Annotated in this window: 19 protein-coding genes; 10 read left to right on the plus strand and 9 right to left on the minus strand. The window is 52.6% G+C overall.

The genetic code is table 11. The annotated features are described in order from the left end of the window. Positions 1 to 94 precede the first annotated feature (94 nt). The 3 genes from ACFX4O_RS00415 to ACFX4O_RS00425 form a co-directional block, all read right to left on the minus strand. Positions 95 to 571, minus strand: coding sequence for a nuclear transport factor 2 family protein (locus ACFX4O_RS00415; protein WP_131413750.1), 477 nt, complete (start codon positions 569 to 571; stop codon positions 95 to 97). A gap of 59 nt (positions 572 to 630) precedes the next feature. Further along, entirely contained in the window at positions 631 to 1,200 is a 570-nt protein-coding gene (locus ACFX4O_RS00420) for a TetR/AcrR family transcriptional regulator (protein WP_380206494.1), read from the minus strand. A gap of 273 nt (positions 1,201 to 1,473) precedes the next feature. Next, on the minus strand, positions 1,474 to 2,364 hold the full coding sequence (locus ACFX4O_RS00425) for a LysR family transcriptional regulator (RefSeq protein ID WP_380206496.1): 891 nt from the start codon (positions 2,362 to 2,364) through the stop codon (positions 1,474 to 1,476). 113 nt (positions 2,365 to 2,477) lie between these two features. Between ACFX4O_RS00425 and ACFX4O_RS00430 the strand changes: the two genes are divergently transcribed. Both ACFX4O_RS00430 and ACFX4O_RS00435 read left to right on the plus strand, forming a co-directional pair. Beyond that, positions 2,478 to 3,218, plus strand: a complete 741-nt coding sequence (locus ACFX4O_RS00430) for a sulfite exporter TauE/SafE family protein (protein ID WP_380206498.1) — start codon at positions 2,478 to 2,480, stop codon at positions 3,216 to 3,218. A gap of 131 nt (positions 3,219 to 3,349) precedes the next feature. Further along, a complete protein-coding gene (locus tag ACFX4O_RS00435) occupies positions 3,350 to 3,748 on the plus strand; it encodes an HAD-IA family hydrolase (protein ID WP_380206500.1) in 399 nt (132 codons plus the stop codon). A 246-nt stretch (positions 3,749 to 3,994) separates the two neighbouring features. On the opposite strand, the gene ACFX4O_RS00440 is transcribed toward ACFX4O_RS00435, so the two are convergent. Genes ACFX4O_RS00440 through ACFX4O_RS00450 form a run of 3 tightly spaced genes read right to left on the minus strand, consistent with a single transcriptional unit; the run spans position 3,995 to position 6,546 of the window. Continuing rightward, the gene (locus tag ACFX4O_RS00440; RefSeq protein ID WP_380206502.1) at positions 3,995 to 4,420 is read right to left on the minus strand and encodes a hypothetical protein; all 426 of its coding nucleotides are present in this window, start codon (positions 4,418 to 4,420) and stop codon (positions 3,995 to 3,997) included. Positions 4,421 to 4,480: 60 nt separating this feature from the next. After that, positions 4,481 to 5,869: a sensor histidine kinase gene (locus ACFX4O_RS00445; protein WP_380206504.1), complete on the minus strand. Its 1,389-nt coding sequence runs from the start codon at positions 5,867 to 5,869 to the stop codon at positions 4,481 to 4,483. After that, on the minus strand, positions 5,869 to 6,546 hold the full coding sequence (locus ACFX4O_RS00450; protein WP_380206506.1) for a response regulator: 678 nt from the start codon (positions 6,544 to 6,546) through the stop codon (positions 5,869 to 5,871). The genes ACFX4O_RS00445 and ACFX4O_RS00450 overlap by 1 nt, the downstream gene beginning before the upstream one ends. Before the next feature lie 206 nt (positions 6,547 to 6,752). On the opposite strand from ACFX4O_RS00450, the gene ACFX4O_RS00455 reads away from it, so the two are divergent. Then, a complete protein-coding gene (locus tag ACFX4O_RS00455) occupies positions 6,753 to 7,589 on the plus strand; it encodes a MipA/OmpV family protein (RefSeq protein ID WP_380206508.1) in 837 nt (278 codons plus the stop codon). A 191-nt stretch (positions 7,590 to 7,780) separates the two neighbouring features. Here the strand turns inward: ACFX4O_RS00455 and ACFX4O_RS00460 are convergent, their stop codons facing one another. After that, positions 7,781 to 8,650 (minus strand): LysR family transcriptional regulator, encoded by an 870-nt coding sequence (locus tag ACFX4O_RS00460; protein ID WP_131413490.1) that lies wholly within the window; start codon positions 8,648 to 8,650, stop codon positions 7,781 to 7,783. 129 nt (positions 8,651 to 8,779) lie between these two features. Here ACFX4O_RS00460 and ACFX4O_RS00465 point away from each other — a divergent pair, with 129 nt between their 5' ends. Then, a complete protein-coding gene (locus ACFX4O_RS00465) occupies positions 8,780 to 9,526 on the plus strand; it encodes a glucose 1-dehydrogenase (protein WP_380206510.1) in 747 nt (248 codons plus the stop codon). Positions 9,527 to 9,621: 95 nt separating this feature from the next. Beyond that, complete coding sequence (locus tag ACFX4O_RS00470) at positions 9,622 to 11,079, plus strand: MFS transporter (RefSeq protein WP_380206512.1); 1,458 nt, start codon at positions 9,622 to 9,624, stop codon at positions 11,077 to 11,079. A 425-nt stretch (positions 11,080 to 11,504) separates the two neighbouring features. On the opposite strand, the gene ACFX4O_RS00475 is transcribed toward ACFX4O_RS00470, so the two are convergent. Further along, positions 11,505 to 12,275: an SDR family oxidoreductase gene (locus ACFX4O_RS00475; protein WP_380206514.1), complete on the minus strand. Its 771-nt coding sequence runs from the start codon at positions 12,273 to 12,275 to the stop codon at positions 11,505 to 11,507. Between the two features lie 94 nt (positions 12,276 to 12,369). Here ACFX4O_RS00475 and ACFX4O_RS00480 point away from each other — a divergent pair, with 94 nt between their 5' ends. Further along, positions 12,370 to 13,314, plus strand: a complete 945-nt coding sequence (locus ACFX4O_RS00480) for an AraC family transcriptional regulator (RefSeq protein WP_380206516.1) — start codon at positions 12,370 to 12,372, stop codon at positions 13,312 to 13,314. Positions 13,315 to 13,343: 29 nt separating this feature from the next. On the opposite strand, the gene ACFX4O_RS00485 is transcribed toward ACFX4O_RS00480, so the two are convergent. Further along, positions 13,344 to 14,210 carry an SDR family oxidoreductase gene (locus ACFX4O_RS00485; RefSeq protein WP_380206518.1) on the minus strand — a complete coding sequence of 289 codons (867 nt, stop codon included), beginning with the start codon at positions 14,208 to 14,210 and terminating at the stop codon, positions 13,344 to 13,346. Positions 14,211 to 14,317: 107 nt separating this feature from the next. Between ACFX4O_RS00485 and ACFX4O_RS00490 the strand changes: the two genes are divergently transcribed. The 4 genes from ACFX4O_RS00490 to ACFX4O_RS00505 all read left to right on the plus strand — a co-directional run bounded on the left by ACFX4O_RS00490 (position 14,318) and on the right by ACFX4O_RS00505 (position 17,291). Then, entirely contained in the window at positions 14,318 to 15,193 is an 876-nt protein-coding gene (locus tag ACFX4O_RS00490) for a LysR family transcriptional regulator (RefSeq protein WP_131413502.1), read from the plus strand. A gap of 250 nt (positions 15,194 to 15,443) precedes the next feature. Further along, positions 15,444 to 15,848 (plus strand): GNAT family N-acetyltransferase, encoded by a 405-nt coding sequence (locus ACFX4O_RS00495; RefSeq protein WP_380206520.1) that lies wholly within the window; start codon positions 15,444 to 15,446, stop codon positions 15,846 to 15,848. 276 nt (positions 15,849 to 16,124) lie between these two features. Further along, positions 16,125 to 16,628 (plus strand): DUF1003 domain-containing protein, encoded by a 504-nt coding sequence (locus tag ACFX4O_RS00500; RefSeq protein WP_380206522.1) that lies wholly within the window; start codon positions 16,125 to 16,127, stop codon positions 16,626 to 16,628. Positions 16,629 to 16,853: 225 nt separating this feature from the next. Next, positions 16,854 to 17,291, plus strand: a complete 438-nt coding sequence (locus ACFX4O_RS00505) for a VOC family protein (RefSeq protein ID WP_074773214.1) — start codon at positions 16,854 to 16,856, stop codon at positions 17,289 to 17,291. The last annotated feature ends 245 nt before the right edge of the window (positions 17,292 to 17,536 follow it).

The following is a 17,536-nucleotide window of genomic DNA, read 5'->3' on the forward strand; positions in this document are numbered from 1 at the left end:
GAATCGACGCCTGATTTGAATGAACATCTAGCGTTATTTTTGCGTTGAGAAAAAGCCCCCGGCTACCACTGTATCCGGGGGCTTAGCGACAAATTTACAGACCCAGTTCCGACAGACCCGGATGGTTATCCGGACGACGTCCCAGCGGCCAGTGGAACTTGCGTTCACTCTCTTTGATAGGCATGTCGTTGATACAGGCGAAGCGACGCTTCATCAGGCCATCTGCTTCAAATTCCCAGTTTTCGTTGCCGTAAGAGCGGAACCAGTTACCTGAGTCATCACGCCATTCGTAAGCGTACCGAACCGCAATGCGGTTGCCATCAAACGCCCATAACTCTTTAATAAGACGATACTCAAGCTCCTTTTTCCATTTACGGGCAAGGAATGCTTTGGCCTCTTCACGATTATTGGCAAACTCGGCGCGGTTACGCCATTGGGTATCCAGTGAGTACGCCAGTGAAACTTTTTCGGCATCGCGACTGTTCCAGCCATCTTCAGCGAGCCGCACTTTTTCAATCGCCGATTCGCGAGTAAAAGGAGGAAGTGGCGGGCGAGTTTGTGTTTCGGACATGGTAAAGCCTCCTGTAAATTCGGATATATCAGTAGACGTCATTTTTTGATACGCAGGCGTTATGAAGAGGCCTGTTCCAGCAAGAGTTTCGCAACGTCCTTTGCATTGTCGGCGGCGCTGCAATCGCCCATTACATAGGACATGGTGATCGCGCCTTCCATCAGAATCAGTAGCTGTCTGGCCAGCGCGGCAGGTTGCTCGATGTTTAATTGCTCAGTGAGTTCGAGCGTGTAATCCAGCAATTTTTGTTTATGCAGCTTTGCTATCTGGCGAACGGGATCGTCAGGGTCACCCACTTCTCCGGCGGTGTTGATAAATGCACAACCACGAAAGTCTTCTGATTCAAACCAGCCCCGGAGAACGGTGAACATATTCAAAATGCGATCCTGAGGCGTATCGCCTTTATCAGATTCAGTTCTGAACCAGCGCATCCAGCGCTCATCACGTTCATTCAACGCGGCGGCAGCCACGTCATCCTTGGTCGCGAAATAGCGATAAATACTTTTCCTTGCTACGCCGGAGGTTTTGACCAAAAGGTCCATGCCTGTGGCATGAATGCCGTTTTGATAGATCAATTGCTCTGCGGTAGCCAGGATTTTTTCTCGGGTAGCGGTTGTTTTCTTGTTCATGCGACAAAGGTAGAACGATCGTTCTACCTCGTCAACCATTATCTCAAAAGGAATTTAAAAAAAGAAAAAAACAGTCCGTGAGTGATAACGAACAGCGTCCTTTTTATTAAAGAGAACGTGAGCGGGAGGGGCCGGCTACAGATATGAAGACGTCGACAAGTCGGAGTGAAGGTCTGGTATGAGCGTAAGTGCGCAGTTTGCCCCACAATCAAGGCATAGCTGGAACTGCTTATGTAAACGTTGGGCTGCGTTAAGCTGGCATAACAGGGATATTTATAAATCCAGTACTCTTAGAAACTCGATTAATCCTGCCATGACCGGGCTCAGTGCATTCTGGTTCTTATAGCAAATGCAGATTCTCCGGCGCGCCCATTGGTCGTGTAGCGGCAATATTTGGTAGGCGAGCTTTTTGCTGAAGCGCTCAGCTACAGATTCTGGAAGAATCCCTACGCCAATGCCGCTACTGACCATCTCGCAAATACCTTCAAAACTGCTCATTCTGATTCGGTAAGTCAGTTGATGACCAAGCTCTCTTGCATGTTCACTGATGTGATCCTGCAGCGCATTGCCGGGGTAAAGCCCAATAAAAGGTTCGCTGATCGCGTCCGAGAGAAAGACGTTATCTCTGCATCCAAGAGGGTGAGTGATGGGAACGATAAGAGCAAGTCTGTCATCTGCTATGGGTTCAAGCGTGAGTTCGCCAGCGTCTACTGCATCAGAGACGAGCCCTGCTTCAACAATACCATTGCTTATGCTATTAATGATATCTGCACTGGTTCTCTCTTCAAGCTCAATGGCCACATCAGGGTATTCTGTAAGCCACTTTGCAAGCCTTCCAGGCAGAAACTCGGCCATCGATGAAGTATTGGCATATAATCGCACCTTCCCTCTAACTCCTTTAACGTAAGCGCCGAGTTCAGCTTTAAGTCGCTCCTGCCGGGACAGTATTTCACGGGCATGGCGAACAACGATCTCACCGGCTTCTGTCAGGCTGACGCCTCTCGGATGACGAAAGAACAGTTTCACCCCAGTGTCTTCCTCTATGTTTTTCAGCCTCTCACTGGCCGAGCCAGCAGCCAGGCTGGCGTACCGGGCACCATGGGTAATGCTTCCCGCGTCAGCGATGCAGACGACAAGTTTCAAATCAGAAAGATCCCACCTCATAAGATATTCACCTAAGCCTTCGGACCATCCGAAGCATGACGCGCTTAAACCAGATTGTCCACTAACGGCCGGGATGTTTGAATCTCTGGAAATCCTTCATCAGGGCAAATTTCGTGAGCGAACAACTGCATATCTATCTTTTACTAATATTTATCCTCGCCGGTTTCGTAAAAGGCGTGACCGGAATGGGTTTGCCAACGGTGGCAATGGGATTACTTGGCATGTTTATGCCTCTCCCGATCGCGGCGGCACTGCTGGTTACTCCTTCTTTCGTGACGAATGTGCTGCAGCTTTTTACTGGCCCTTCAGTGATGCTTATCATTAGACGTCTTTGGCTGATGATGCTGCTAATACTGGCAGGTACGGTGGCCGCATCTTCGCTTCTTATCAGCATTAATCCCACCTGGTCAGCGTTCGGCCTGGGTGTGGCGTTAATCGTTTATGCGGTTTTTGCGCTGGTTTCGCCGTCGCTTACCGTTTCTCAGGCCCGGGAGAAATGGCTGTCACCTGTTATTGGTGGCATTACAGGCGTAATAACTGGTGCGACAGGCGTATTCGTTATGCCAGCCGTTCCCTTTCTTCAGTCGCTTCGCTTCAGTAAAGATGAACTCGTCCAGGCCCTTGGGCTGTCATTTACCGTTTCTACGGTTGCGCTGGCCGCAGGGCTTTATCTTCATGACGCGTTCCGAATAGAGCAGTTTTCGCTGTCATTGATGTCCACACTCCCTGCTCTGGCTGGGATGTGGCTGGGGCAGAAGGTGCGGGCACGCATCAGTACCATGCGTTTCAGGCAGTGTTTTCTTCTGTTCCTGATTGTACTGGGAATGGAGCTGATTTCACGCCCCTTTATCTGATTTATCAGACCAGAAGTGCCGAGTGCAGCAGACTGCTTGCCCGCTCTGCAGGGTCAATAGCCGGGAGAATGTAATGAGCAGCAATCGATTGTCGATACTCAGCTTTCTTGAGGCACAGCTGAAATGTCGCCATGGCTGGTTCGACTGATTTGTTAAAACGACTACCGCAGGATCGCTGGGCGTTTGATACCTCTGCCCGCCGGGAGTTAGCTGTAAACAGGATGAAAGCAGCTGGTTTACCGCTTCCGCCTGTTATGGTGTGTGCCGAGGATGTCGCTGAAGGTAAATCCTCACCTGAAGGCTATTTAAGAGCAGCATCGCTTCTTGGTTACCCGGCTCGTGACTGTGTTGTTTTTGAGGATGCGGCGGCGGGGATACGTGCCGGTAACGCAAGTGGTGCGCGGGTGGTTGCCGTCGCTCCCCATACTAACGGTGCTCAGGAAGCTTTTGCCTGCATGCCATTGACTATGTTGAACATTATTCCTGACGGTGACGGGTTCAGGATAAATTCGCTCACTTCCCAAGAGTAAGCTCAGAACCGCACCCTGTTACCTATTGAACATTTCCGTAGCGATTAAGTGAAGTGTTATGAATCTGGCATAACGCGTTACAGTGGATTTTCGCTTCTGGCACGCAGCGGACACGCTGCGTAGCCATCAGGTCTACTGTGAGCGATCTGCGGACATTACTAACATCGTGGTGTGTTAATCAATGTGGCGCAAGCCATATGGCCAGAGATGCTTCGCGATAGTGCTGAGTTATACGTGAGTGCCGTGCTAGCACGTTTTATCGCCGCCAGCCCAGCGCTTGATATCACTTATCTTTGGCGACCGGATGCCCGCGCTCAAGAGGTTTTTGGTTGTGTACAGGCTGACCTGCGCTTTGTCGCCATCATGGTTTTCTATCTCAATTAGCGTGTTGTTAATCAATAACCCTTGAGAAAGGAGCTTTTGATTGATCTCACCTTTTTTGCGCTCGCTGTCAAACTCGCTTAATACAATCACCGGATTGCCTGAATATGCCTCATATTCGAGGCACTGCCTTGCCATGTGCCTTATGGTTCGATAGGTATCAGAAGGCCCTGTCTTGCTCGTGAAACTGCCGTCAAAAGAGGATTGGCTGCTTTTTAGTTCGCTGACGGTAATAGCGCACCCGCTGAGTGATAGCGAAAGCAATAGGCTTGCCAGGGCAACGTATTTCAATTTTTACTCCATTGTTCAGGTAGATGCCCTCCGCTGGGCCGGAATCAACGTTGTGTTTTTTCAGACGAGCTTGTGATTTAGGAAATCAACCGTAACCATCAACCCACCTTCTGCAGACGTACTGAGGCTTACGCTGCTGTTGTGTTGCTGCGCAACCGCTTTGACGATGGCAAGTCCCAGCCCACTCCCGCTTTGCATCTGATTGGGATCGCGAAAAAATCTATCGAACACGCGCTCCCTCAATTCAACAGGAATGCCGGGCCCGGCATCTGAGACACGTAGCTGAGTGGACTTATCTAAGGATCGTAAATCCACCTCAACCCGCCCGCCTTCAGGACTGTACTTCACGGCATTTTCAATTACGTTATCGATAAGCGACATCAGGCGTTCCCTGACACCGGTTATCCAGATTTCATCATCAGAGTAGAATTCAAGCTCAACCCTGCGCTCCGCAGCGAGCGGCACCAGGCCAGCCATTCGCTCTTGTATAAGCGTCGTCAGCGGCACAGGCTCCATAACCATGTCAATGCGCGCTTCGCTGTGCATCATCAGCAGCAACTGATTGACGAGACGAGCCGCCCGGCTATTGCTGCGAATAATCCCGGCAAGCAACTCTTTTTGGCTATCGCTGCTTACGTAGGACTGCAAAGCCTCAACATTGATTCGCATTGCAGCCAGCGGGGTTCGCAACTCGTGAGCGGCATCGGCAATGAAAACGCGCTCCCTTTCAGTGCCTTCTCGCACCCTGGCAAGAAATCCATTTACAGCATCCACCATTTGGCGAAGCTCCCTATGTTTTGGCACGGCTTTTAAGGGCGAGAGATCGTCCGGTGTGCGTAAGGAAACTTCATTGACCACCTTATTCCAGGGGCGCATTGCAATGCGGATTGACAGCCACGCGGGAAACAAAAGAAAAGGAATGCATACCAGCAGCGGCATGACGTAGTAGCCACGCGAGTTCAGGTAGATAAAGAAGTTCCAGCCTCCGGCAGGGGTAACAAGTGTGACCTCTGTGTCAGAGTTCCCGGACTTGAGCGTACGGCAGGTCCAGGCGCGACCGTCACGCTGAATACGCTCAATTTTCCCGTATCTGGTGTTGGTCACCCCGACTGGCGCGCCATCAGATGCATAAATTATTTCTTTATTCTTGCGCACGATGAGGCTGATTGAGAGTTCGGGATCTTCACCTCCGCCATAATCTTCCCGCACCGCCCTACTGAGCGCAGCCAGTACATGAGTTCGATCCTGTGGGCGATCGCCCATACTCTCAACCACTGTAAAAATGGTTTCGTAAGTCTTGTTGCCCGTTAATATCGGGGGGCTACGCAAGTCCTCCCACAAAACGAAGGTCAGAAAAAGACACCAGAGCAGTGTGAGCAGTAGCATTTGGGCTACCATAATTCGCCGTACGAACGTTGGGGTTCTCAGGTGGCGCCAAAAATTTCGCATCAACCTGCCCCCTTATGAATGGGTACGGTATCAATGACATACCCAACGCCCCTCACCGTTCGCACATAGCCGTCGCCGATTTTGCGACGCAAATTCCCCATATGCACATCGAGCGCATTACTCATATTTTCTTTTGCGCCGAAGATCCTTTCTTCCAGAAAACTGCGTGTCAGCACGCGGTCAGTACGCAACATCAACGTTTCAAGCAGTGCATATTCACTTGCCGTCAACTCAACATGCCGTGCATTCACGGTCACGCGTCGCGTCGGCACATGAAGCGATAATCCGCGAAGTTCTATCGCCTCGTTCTCAAAACCGTAACTGCGTCGCGCAAGCGCTCTCACTCTGGCCAACAACTCGGCAAGAACAAAAGGTTTGACGAGATAGTCGTCTGCACCGGCGTCCAGTCCAGAGAGGCGATCTTGCAGTGTGCCTCGCGCCGTCAGGATGATGACGGGGATACCCTTGAGCTGCTGACGCAAACCCGCCATCAGGCTCATGCCATCGCCGTCGGGCAAGCCGAGGTCGAGCAACACCAGTTCAGGCACGCAGGCATCGAGTTGATGCAGCGCATCCTCTTTGCGGCGAACCCATATAACATCAAACCCTTGATCTGCAAGGGCAATACGCACGCCGTTGCCGAGATCCAGGTCGTCTTCGATTAGGAGAATTTTCACAATGGTTACGGTATCAACAGTGAATGAAGAACGTCTGAAGAAAAAAACGGTATCAGGAAATCTACCAGCTTTGCAGCGCCTGTACTTGCTTCATCCTTTCTTCATTTTTGGCTCATGAGAACTTTAGGGGGCGCATGCAGAATGAGCGTTCTGGCGTTTAACACCCGCTTGTATCGTAATCATTTGAATCCACAAGGACTTCTTTAATGAGAAACATCAAACTGCGTCATAAGTTCCCCCTTTCACTTTCGGGGCGCAGCCTGAAAAAAATGTTGCCGGGCGCGGTCCTGGCGTTACTGGCCACCCCGATACTGGCGGCAGAACAGGATCCGGGCAACGCGTTGACCCTCGGAGGCGGTGCGAATGTTACGCCACGCTATTCTGGTGCGGATAAAAGCCGCGTCACAACTGCCCTGGTGCTCGATTACACGATGGCAAATGGTTTCTTTGTTAGCACCACGCGGGGCATCGGTTACGGCAATAACATCGGCAAGTTCGATTACAACGCGGCACTGAGTTATCGCGCAGGCCGTAAAGATCGCGACGTGGACAGCGATTCGATCAGCGACGGCAGCGACTATTTGCGCGGTATGGGCGACATCAAAGGTTCGGCTCTCGGTGTGTTTGGCCTGGGGTACAGCGTGACCGACTGGCTTAATTTGCAATTGCAGGCTGAAGTGCCGGTTTCTGAGCGAAACAATGGTGCGGCCCTGCATTTCGGCATTAATAGCCCACTCTATACCTCATCGAACAATTCCGTGACGCTGGCGCTGACCGGCAGTTGGGGAACTGACAAGTATATGCAGACTTACTACGGGGTCAGTGCATCCCAGTCGGCCGCATCGGGGTTTACGCGATATGACGCCGGCGCGGGAATTTATGCCTGGTCAACGAATCTTAACTGGACACATAAGTTCAACCAGGACTGGAGCGTGGTTGCCGCAGCGGGCGTTACGCAGTTAACGGGTGATGCGCGCAATAGCCCGATTGTGCAACGAAAAACATCACCCACGGGAAGCCTGCTGGTGACATATCGTTTCTGATCGCTGTTCGACGTGTGCTTCCCGCCAGCTTATGGCTACGCACGGCCAATAAATATCCATTCACTCCGCCCCGGTTCAGATGACGGGGCAGTACGCAACTCATTGAATACCCGAACGTTTCTTCCCCTGCCAATGTATCAGGGATAAAATCCGCAGGCACAACAGCAGAAGCGGACGAGTGGCGAACAGATTCACGTTGCTGGCGTCGCGGGATCCGCCAGCAACGCATCGGCGATATCCAGCATGACCCGCAGGCGATCCATATGCCGCAGATCATAGTGATACCCCACCCAGATATCTTTCGACGGCGGCGGCTCCGGCATGCGAATGCTTTGTAATCCGGAGATGGCATCGCCAAGAGGCCGCGGCAGCACGGCAATCCCCATTCCCCGCTGGCACATCTGCGCCTGAACGGCCCGGCTGGTGCTGGTGAACACACGTCGCGACTGCGGAAATCTGTCGAGCAGCCAGGCAACGTCAGAAAAGTGGGATTGTGCCGTATTCATCAGAATAAGCCCCACTGCCGCCGGGTTGTGCTGCGCGAGATGCGCGGTTTCCGGCGTTCCATACAGCGCATAGGGAATACTCATCAGGCGACGCTGGACAATATCCGGTTCGGTAAAGGGAACGATGCGAAATGCCATATCGGCATCACGGCGCGACAGATTAAGTAAACGGTAGCTGGCGATAACTTCCGGCACAATCGACGGATGACGGCGCGTCAGTTCGACCAGCACAGGTGCCAGAACATAGTTAGCAAACCACTCGGCTGACGATATCCGCAATATCCCTTCTAGTCGTTCGTGATTACCTGCCAGGCGCCGTTCCATCGCCAGCGCGGAGTTCTCCATCGCTTCTGCCAGCGTCATAACCCTGTCGCCGGCATCCGTCAGCACCAGACCATCCCTTGTCCGGCGAAATAACGCCTGCTGCGCCTCATCCTCAAGCGCCTTTATCCTGCGCCCAACCGTCGGATGGCTCACGCCAAGGCTTCGGGCAGCCTCGCCGAAAGAGCCCTTACGCATGACTGCAAGAAATACCCGGACGTCGCTCCACTCCATGCCATTGTCTCACCGTTCAAAAATGAACATCGAATATACAAAAGTGTCAGTTCCAAAACAATTATGTAGATATCACCATAGCCTCCTCAACCCAACCGCCCCGCGCGGCGATATCAGGAAGCTGAAAAGATGAATAAATTAAAAGACAAAGTTGCCATTGTGACCGGTGGCTCCAGCGGTATCGGAGCTGGCATTGCCCGCCAGTTGGCGGCTGACGGCGCGAAAGTCATCGTCAATTACGCTTCAGGCAGAAGCGGCGCCGATAAGGTCGTTGCCGATATTGAAGCCGCCGGTGGGCAGGCCGTGGCGATCGCAGCGGATGTCACCAACCAGGCAGAGGTCGAGGCGCTGGTCAACGCGGCCATCGACAATTTTGGGCGTCTGGACATTGTGGTGAATAACGCCGGTATTTATCAGTTCGCCAGTATTGAAGAGAGCACCGAAGCCCTCTATCGCAGGCAGTTCGACATCAATGTTCTGGGCCCGCTGTTGCTGGCTGGCGCGGCCGCGCCGCACCTGAATAAAGGCAGTTGCATCATCAACATCAGTTCGTTCGTCACCCGCGTCTTTATTGCCGAAAGCGCCGTCTACAGCGGCACCAAAGGCGCAATTGACGCCATCACCGGCGTACTCTCGCGCGAGCTTGGCCCCCGGGGAATTCGCGTCAACGCGGTTAACCCCGGCCTGATCGAAACAGAAGGCAGCCATAGTGCGGGCGCGATGAACTCGGAGTTCCAGAGATGGAATGAACAGCAGACGCCACTCGGTCGCATCGGTCAGGTGCAGGATGTTGCCCCGATCGTCTCATTTCTCGCATCAGACGACGCGGGATGGGTCACCGGTGAGGTGATTCTGGCCTCTGGCGGCATGCGCTGACCTCTCCCCACTCACCCAAACAGGTTAACAGCACATTTTTTGCCATAACAAAACGTCTCTTACCGGGGACGGAACCGCTACCGATGGAGTGTTCTATGTCGGCACATAGCCTCACGCAAGCCGAGCCGCGTCGCTGGGCAATGTTTGTCATTTTACTGGTCGGCGCATTCTTGCCACCGCTCGATTTTTTTATCGTCAATGTTGCGCTGCCTGCTATTCAGAGCGAGCTGGGCGCCTCTTTCTCCGCTGAACAGCTGGTCATTTCATCCTATGCTGGCGTGTATGCGGTGACATTAATTACCGGCGGCCGCCTGGGCGATATTTATGGTCGTGGGAAAATGTTTTTTCTTGGGCTTCTCGGTTTTGCTGCTGCATCGCTGCTGTGCGGTGTAGCCTGGTCACCGTGGGTACTGATTACTGGACGCATGTTACAGGGCGCCACGGCCGCCATTATGGCGCCCCAGGCACTGGCTTCCGTGCAGGCCATTTTTCCGGAAGCAGAGAAACCGTTAGCACTGAGTCTCTATGGCGCTGTGTTTGGCCTGGCCTCCGTTATCGGCCAGGTATTGGGTGGCATCCTGATTTCAGCGGACCTGTTTCAACTGGGATGGCGGGCTATTTTTCTCGTTAACCTGCCGGTGGCGCTACTGGTCATTCTCTTTGGTCTGCCGTTGCTGAAAGAAACGCGGGCACAATCTGCGCAGCGGTTGGACCCCATTGGCATGCTGCTGGCAACCGTCACACTCAGTACGCTGATTGTGCCGTTGATTGAAGGCCATGATGCAGGATGGCCCTGGTGGACGTGGCTGTCATTGCTTGCTTTCCCACTGCTGAGCGCGTTGTTATGGCGTTATGAACGTCGCCTTAGCTGGAATGGCGGTTCGCCGCTGCTTGATCCGGGCGTGTTACGCGCGCCGGGGTTGGGCCAGGGGCTGGCGATCGTGTTGCTGTTTTATTCCATCGCCGCCTTCTTTCTGTTGTTTTCTGTGTATCTGCAAGGTGCGTTGCATTTAAACGCCCTGAGCGCAGGCCTGCTTTTTCTGCCCTTTGGCGTCGGCTTTCTGATAGGGCCGTTGCTGACGCCTTATCTGCGGCGTTTTGTCGGTAATTACCTGAGCGCAATCGGGATGGGATGCGAGACCGCGGGGTTAGCAGGCCTGGCATGGTTAATTGCCAATACGCTAACGGGCAGCGCGCCTGCCATGCTGCCGCTCGCCGTACTGCTATTTGTGACCGGTCTTGGCCAGGGGCTAGCGATGCCAACGCTGGTGCGGATGGTAACCGGCCGCGTTGCGCCAGAGTTTTCAGGCATGATTGCCGGCGTCACCAGTTCGGCATTACAAATCAGCACGGCGCTGAGCGTCGCCGTCATCGGCGGCATTTTTTACAGTATGTTGGGTAACGGTAAAAGCAGTGCGAATATCACGCATGCCTTTATCGTCGCGCTGCTGGCGATGGCGGTATGTCTCGCCACGGGTGCCGGGCTCAGTATCCGGCTTATCCGGCGATCCGGCGGCCTGTCTTCAGCGCCGGCCAGCCTTTCCCTCAAGTAACATAACCAACATCAATCGGCTGAGCGAATTGCTGCCGGATTCGCCAGCCCGCTGAAAATCCGTTATTTCCCACGTCCACTCTTGTTACGCGCCGCGCAGCCTCTGTGGAAAAATCCGCGTAATCTCGATTCGCTGTATCATCGGCTGGAACAGCGATTCCCCGGCAGCACCGGAACCTCATCATAAAAGGTCACATCGCCAGATGCTGGCCCAGCGTAAAAAGGATCACGGGGTCAAAATTAAAGGCTTTTTTAAAATTTGGTGCAGCCACTGCCCCGTTAATGGTCACTGCCACACAAAACATCCTGGTCATCTTGATTCGCAGCAAAGAAGTGGAAAACGGGAGCCAGCGTGATTTGCGAAAACAGAGAGGGGAATATCCCCTCTTTGACCTTCTTTGCGACTCCCGTTTTCGTTCAGCGTAATTAGTAAGAGAAAGGTGAACGATGCTGCGCCTCTTTCAGCATCATTTGGGCATCTTCACCCGCGGCAGTGTAGAGCGGCGCATCGGGATTTTGAGCAACAGCGAAGATGGCATTCGCGACATCCTCAGCATAGGTCACAGGTGAGTTGCTCTCTCCCACTCTCTGGATAAATTCCCTCACCATTTGCCCATAGGCGGGATCGTCGATGCCTGCAAAATGCGCTCGTGCATTCTCGCCGAACTTCGTTTCCGGGGAGCGCCCCGGTAACACCACGTGAACACGAATACCAAAAGGCCTGGCTTCAATGGCGAGTGATTCGCTCCACGCATTCAGCGCCGCTTTACTGGCGCGATAAAGGCCAATCAGCGGCATCGCCTGAGTCGTCACTGATGAAGAAACATTAATGATGACCCCTGATTGCTTCTCTCTCATCAGCGGCAAAAACGCCTGGGTTAATGACAACGTACCCAGCACATTGGTGTTCATTAACTGCTGCGCGGTGGCAAGCGGCGTAAGTTCGACCGGTACAGGTGCGCCAAAACCCGCGTTATTCACCAAAACATCAATCGCGCCCGCCGCTTTCACGACTGTGTTAATACTCTGCGCAGAAGTAATATCGAGCGGCAAAATCGTCAGTTTGTCGCTTGCAGGCAAACCTGTCGGGTCAGGCGTTCTCATCGTGGCAATCACTTCCCAACCCTGCTGTAAAAAAAGTTTTGCTGCGGCAAGGCCAAAACCTGAAGAGCAACCGGTAATCAGTACAGTAGGCATATGTGATCCTCTTTGGTGGCAAGAGCGGTGATCATAGCGACCACCAGCAGGACAATATATAATCAAAAGTCCCGTAAACTTTAGAGAAAGTCCAATGTCAGATCCGTTGACCGATATTGTTGCCCTGCTCAACCCCAAGCCATCGCATTCAAAACTCGTTGAAGGGAGCGGGCAGTGGCATATTGTTCGGGAGTCTGGCGGAGAGGCCTTTTACTGCGCCGTGCTGGAAGGCGAATGCGTGATCAACGTTAACGGCAAAGGCTCAACGTTGCTTGTTGCCGGTGATTTTATTCTGATACCCGCAACTTACTCTTTCGAGAACACCAACGCGGGCAGACCTGTCCCAACTGAAATTACAACGCCAACGATTATCAGCGAAGGGTATGTGAGAATTGGCGCAACAAACGGGCCAGCCGATCTGGTCATGTATGTCGGCCACTGTGAATTCGATACACCGGATAAGCAACTCATCGTCTCTTTATTGCCAAACGAGATCCTGATTAAAGGGCAACGTCGTTTCGCCACGTTGCTTGAACTCCTGCTGGATGAAAGCCGGGCCAGGCGACCAGGGCGTGATGGGGTATTAATGCGTCTTTTACAGTTGCTGCTGGTAGAGTCGTTACGCAGTAATCATGATCTGCCGAAAACGGCTGGCATCCTGAAAGGGCTGCAACATGAAAAGATCGCCGTCGCGCTGCATCTGATCCATGAAAAACCGGGCGTTGAGTGGCAAATAGCGCAGCTCGCCCGCCACGCCGCCATGTCCCGCTCCGCTTTTTTTGCTGCTTTCAATGAGACCGTCGGCATGCCGCCAGGGCAATATCTTCTCTTCTGGCGCATGTCGTTAGCGAAAAAATCGCTGGTGAGCAGCAAAGAGAAAATCGAACAAATTGCCTTTCACGTCGGCTATCAGTCAGCGAGCGCCTTTAACGTGGCCTTCACGCAATATGTCGGCGTTCCACCGGGCGTTTTCAGGCGCCAGAATGGGATCACTCAACCACCTTCCCCCACGTTGAAGGAAAGGCGGGCTTTTCCTTAAGCCAACGCCCGCGTGTGAGAAGGTGCATTTTATTGCGCGGCAAGTGCCGTCACGACGTCGCGGTAAGTATGTAGCGGGCGGCCAAGAAGCGTGACCAGCCGCTCTCTGTCGCCGTCCTTCGGCAACATGCCATGGCTGACGTAGCGCTCAGCCATCAGACGCATTTCGTAAGCCATCCATTTCGGCATAAATTCCGCCATGCTTGCTTCGAACGCATCCGGGTTGTCACCGCCGTAGATAATCTCGCGGCCCAGCACCTCGCTCCATACAGCGGCAGCACCCTCCCCCGTCAGCGTATCGGGGCCAACGAGATTAATCGTCTCGACAGGCAGTTTTCCGCTCGCGCGATCGCGCCGTAGCAGTTCAATGGCCGCCACCTCGGCGATATCGCGGGTGTCCACCATCGCCAGCCCAATACCGCCGATCGGCATCGGATAAATACCGTGATTCATGACCACATCCTTAATCATGACCTCATTGTCGATAAAGTAGGTTGGCCGCAGAATGGTGGCGCTAAAGTCCATCTCTTTAAGCATGCGCTCGGCCCCATATTTTACGGCGAAGTGCGGCACATTGACGGAAACATCGGCGTCAAAGACGGAGAGGTAAACCACGCGCTCAACGCCGCACTCGCGGGCAATGTTGAGGGTAATAATCGTCTGGGTATATTCGTCACCCGCGACCGCATTCAGTAAAAACAGCGTCTTGATGCCCCTGAAAGCGGCGCGCAAGGCGTCGATATCCAGCATGTCGCCTTTAACAACCTCTACATTTTCGGCAAAGCCAGCCTTTGTGGGATCACGAGTCAAAACGCGGAAATCGGCACCGCGTCGAAGAAGTTGATTAACAATATTGCGGCCGACGCGGCCGGTTGCTCCGGTGATCAGTATGGTCATGGTATTTACTCCGTGGTGTTTGGTTGGTGTGAACAAACACTATCGCGATCCATTTTTGCTTTGAAGATGCTATTTTTTAGATAGTTTGTTCCATAAATGAGACACCCATGGATATTAATGCGCTTAAAGATTTCCATCTCATCGCGGCCTCGGGCGGGATCGGCGCAGCCAGTCGCGCCAGCGGAAAACCGAAGGCCACCCTTTCGCGCAGGCTGACTGAGCTTGAAGAGGCACTCGGTGTACGTCTTATTGAGCGCGGCGGTCAGCGGTTGCAAATCACAGAGGCAGGTGAACGTCTTTTGTCACGCACCGTCGGCGCAATACGTGACATTGATGAAGCCGCCGAAGCAGCGCGGGAAGATTCGGCAAATCCCTCGGGATGGCTGCGTATTGCGGCCCCACTGCTTTTTTCGCAGTTGGCTCTCGGGCGGCTTTTGACCGAATTTCGCCGCCGCTATCCTCACATTTACGTTGAAGTGATTTCTGAAAACCGGATGAGTGACCTGGTGGATGAGCATTTTGATGTCGCGATCCGTATTAATCCGCACAAAAACAGCGCGCTGGTTGGCAGACGATTTGCCAGGGACAAACAGGTTCTGGTGGCGGTTCCCGCTTTTAAGATGCCGGTCGGCGATGCGCAAAGTGCGACTGAAATTCCAGCGATCGTGATGTCAACCTATTCGGACGGAGAGGTCTGGACCGTTCAGAGCGGGCAGCGTCGCTTCGCGCCACAGCCCGTGATGCGCCTCTCTTCCCTTCTGACCGTACGGGATGCCACCCTGGCGGGTGCCGGAGCGGCGATGCTTCCACACTCCATTGTCAGCCAACAGCTGGAAAAAGGTGAACTTGTGTGCTGGGGAGAAGCCGATACATTGACTGAACTCTGGGTGCTGCACACCTCCCGTCGGCTTCAGAGCCCCAAAGTTACGGTTTTCGTGGCGTTCATCTGCGAGCAATATCCCGCTGGCTGGTTCTCTGTCTGAACCGGTCGGCTGAGGTATTAACGGGAGCTGTATGGTTGTTAAGCAAAAATTTTATGTCACTTTGAGCACTGCATATTGATGATGTCATTCTTGATTGCCTAACCACGTGGCCCATTCTCACTCTGTAATACACGGGTGGCCTGGCATGTGATGAGAGAGTGTTATTCTGCGTAAAAAACCACCGACGCTATGCGAGGTTACTTTGCCCTTAAATCTACATATCCGCCCTGCTATTGCTGATGAGGCGCCAATGCTGGCTGAACTCCGCGTTGACGCCATGCGCCCGAGTCTTGAGGCGATCAACAGATTCGATCCCATCAGAGCACGCGAACGCTTCCTTGCGACATTTACGGATAAAGAGACATTCATTCTCTGTTGGCAAGATGAGATCGTTGGATTTTACGTGCTACGGGATTTCCCAACGTACCTCTATCTGGATCACTTCTATATCAACAATAAATTTCAGGGTAAGGGCGTGGGAAAAGATGTTGTAAAACGCATACAGGAAAAAGCCACACACCTTGGTAAAGCTATCCGTCTCATCGCGTTGAAAGAGAGCCCGGCGAATGATTTCTACCTCGCTTTAGGATTCATTTTTGAGCGAGTTGAAGGCGTTGACAATCACTATATGTGGGCCTGTGTTAACGCTGAGTGAAGTGCATAGGGGCTAAGAGCGAAAAGCGGATGTTGGCACTTTATCCCACAGTTGATGGCGCGTGATAACCAATGGTAAGCAGGTCATTCCGGACGAGTTTGCTAGCCAAGAACCTTCATAGTGACTGGACGGCGTCACTGGGTTGATATGCTTTGTACAGTCGCTTTAGCCAACGTATAACATACGTAAAGTATACTTTCGTACGATGGGGCTTTAGTGCCCAGTGATAAAAAGTTTCGGCGATTCTGGCAACCTCCCCAACAGGAAGTTTTTGATATGCATCCAGATAAAAAATTTCGGTTATATCGCCCCTTGAAAGGTATTACACATACTTTTGGCGACGAGTGGTTTGCGTTGAAAGCAGAAGCCTTCGCACGTTTTTTCGGTACGCCTATATTTCTGATTGGACAGACTATCGCAGTGATCGTGTGGATTGTTCTGAACGTTGCAGGCGCCGTGAAATTTGACCCCTATCCTTTTATTCTCCTCAACCTTGCGTTCAGTATTCAGGCTGCCTATGCAGCTCCGCTGATCCTGCTGGCACAAACCCGGCAGGCGGAGCGAGATCAGGCGCATGCGCTGGCGGATGCACAACACCGCGAAGATCTGGACGACGCAATGACGAAGCGCCAGATACTCGCAGAGGAGCAGTCGGCACAACTGCTGGAATTGCTAAAACAAAATACTCAGTTGACCGAACTGACCCGGGAAATGGCCGAGCGTATCGAAACACTCGCCTTACAGCTTGCGCAGCGTGAGCTTCACAAACAACAGCAGTAAATATCTCGTGGTGGCGGGTTTCCACCGTCAGATCTGCTGGTAGACATCGCTAGTGATGTCAGCGATCCGGTCACGTCTTGAAAATAATGAAAAGGACCCGCTCAGCCTGATTCTTGTGCAGGGTTGGCGGGCCGCGTTGAGCGAAGAGCGGCAGTTCGCAGTTTTTCTATGATAGATACAGACTTGTAACGTAGTCGCGTTTAATCAACAGGAGCTGGCAATCTCATGATCTTAAGTGCTAATCACGTCGGTTTTTCAGTTAAAGATATTGAAGACTCATTATTCTTCTGGACTCACATTCTCGGAGGAAAGTTATTACGCGAAGGAAAAATGTCTGGACCTATTATTGATGAAGTAACAGGCGCAAGGGGAGCTGATGTACGAATGGCTTTGCTTGAACTGGCTGGCATTAAGATTGAATTACTGCAATACAATAACATTGAACAGCCTGAAGAGCCTTCAGCCCCCTACATCCCAGGCTACGCTCACCTTGCGTTTATGGTCGAGAATCTTGATACGCTCTTGAGCAAAATATCGGACTATGGCTGGAAGACGCCAGGGAGACCTCAGACAGTCTTGTCAGGACCCATGCAGGGAACAAGAGTAATATATGTACAAAGCCCCGATGGGCAGACGCTTGAATTGATGGAAGGCAAGCAATGAAGCACATACGTTATGACCTGTTACCTTCTTATTGAACAGTGATGTTTGCGAAGTCCGCTTCTGGCACGGAACTGCCTGACTGGCTGTCCCTAAAGGGCAGTTATGAGCGAGGAACGGCAGTTCGCATTTGTCATAACCGCAGGGATATAGGACTAACATTGACGTGTGATAATCAACCAGGAGCAGGTCAACTGGAACGCTGAATACAGTTCATCAAAATCGACCGCAAACGCTGAACGAGTATT

This window comes from Kosakonia sp. YIM B13571, from assembly GCF_042788095.1.
GTDB lineage: Bacteria > Pseudomonadota > Gammaproteobacteria > Enterobacterales > Enterobacteriaceae > Kosakonia > Kosakonia quasisacchari.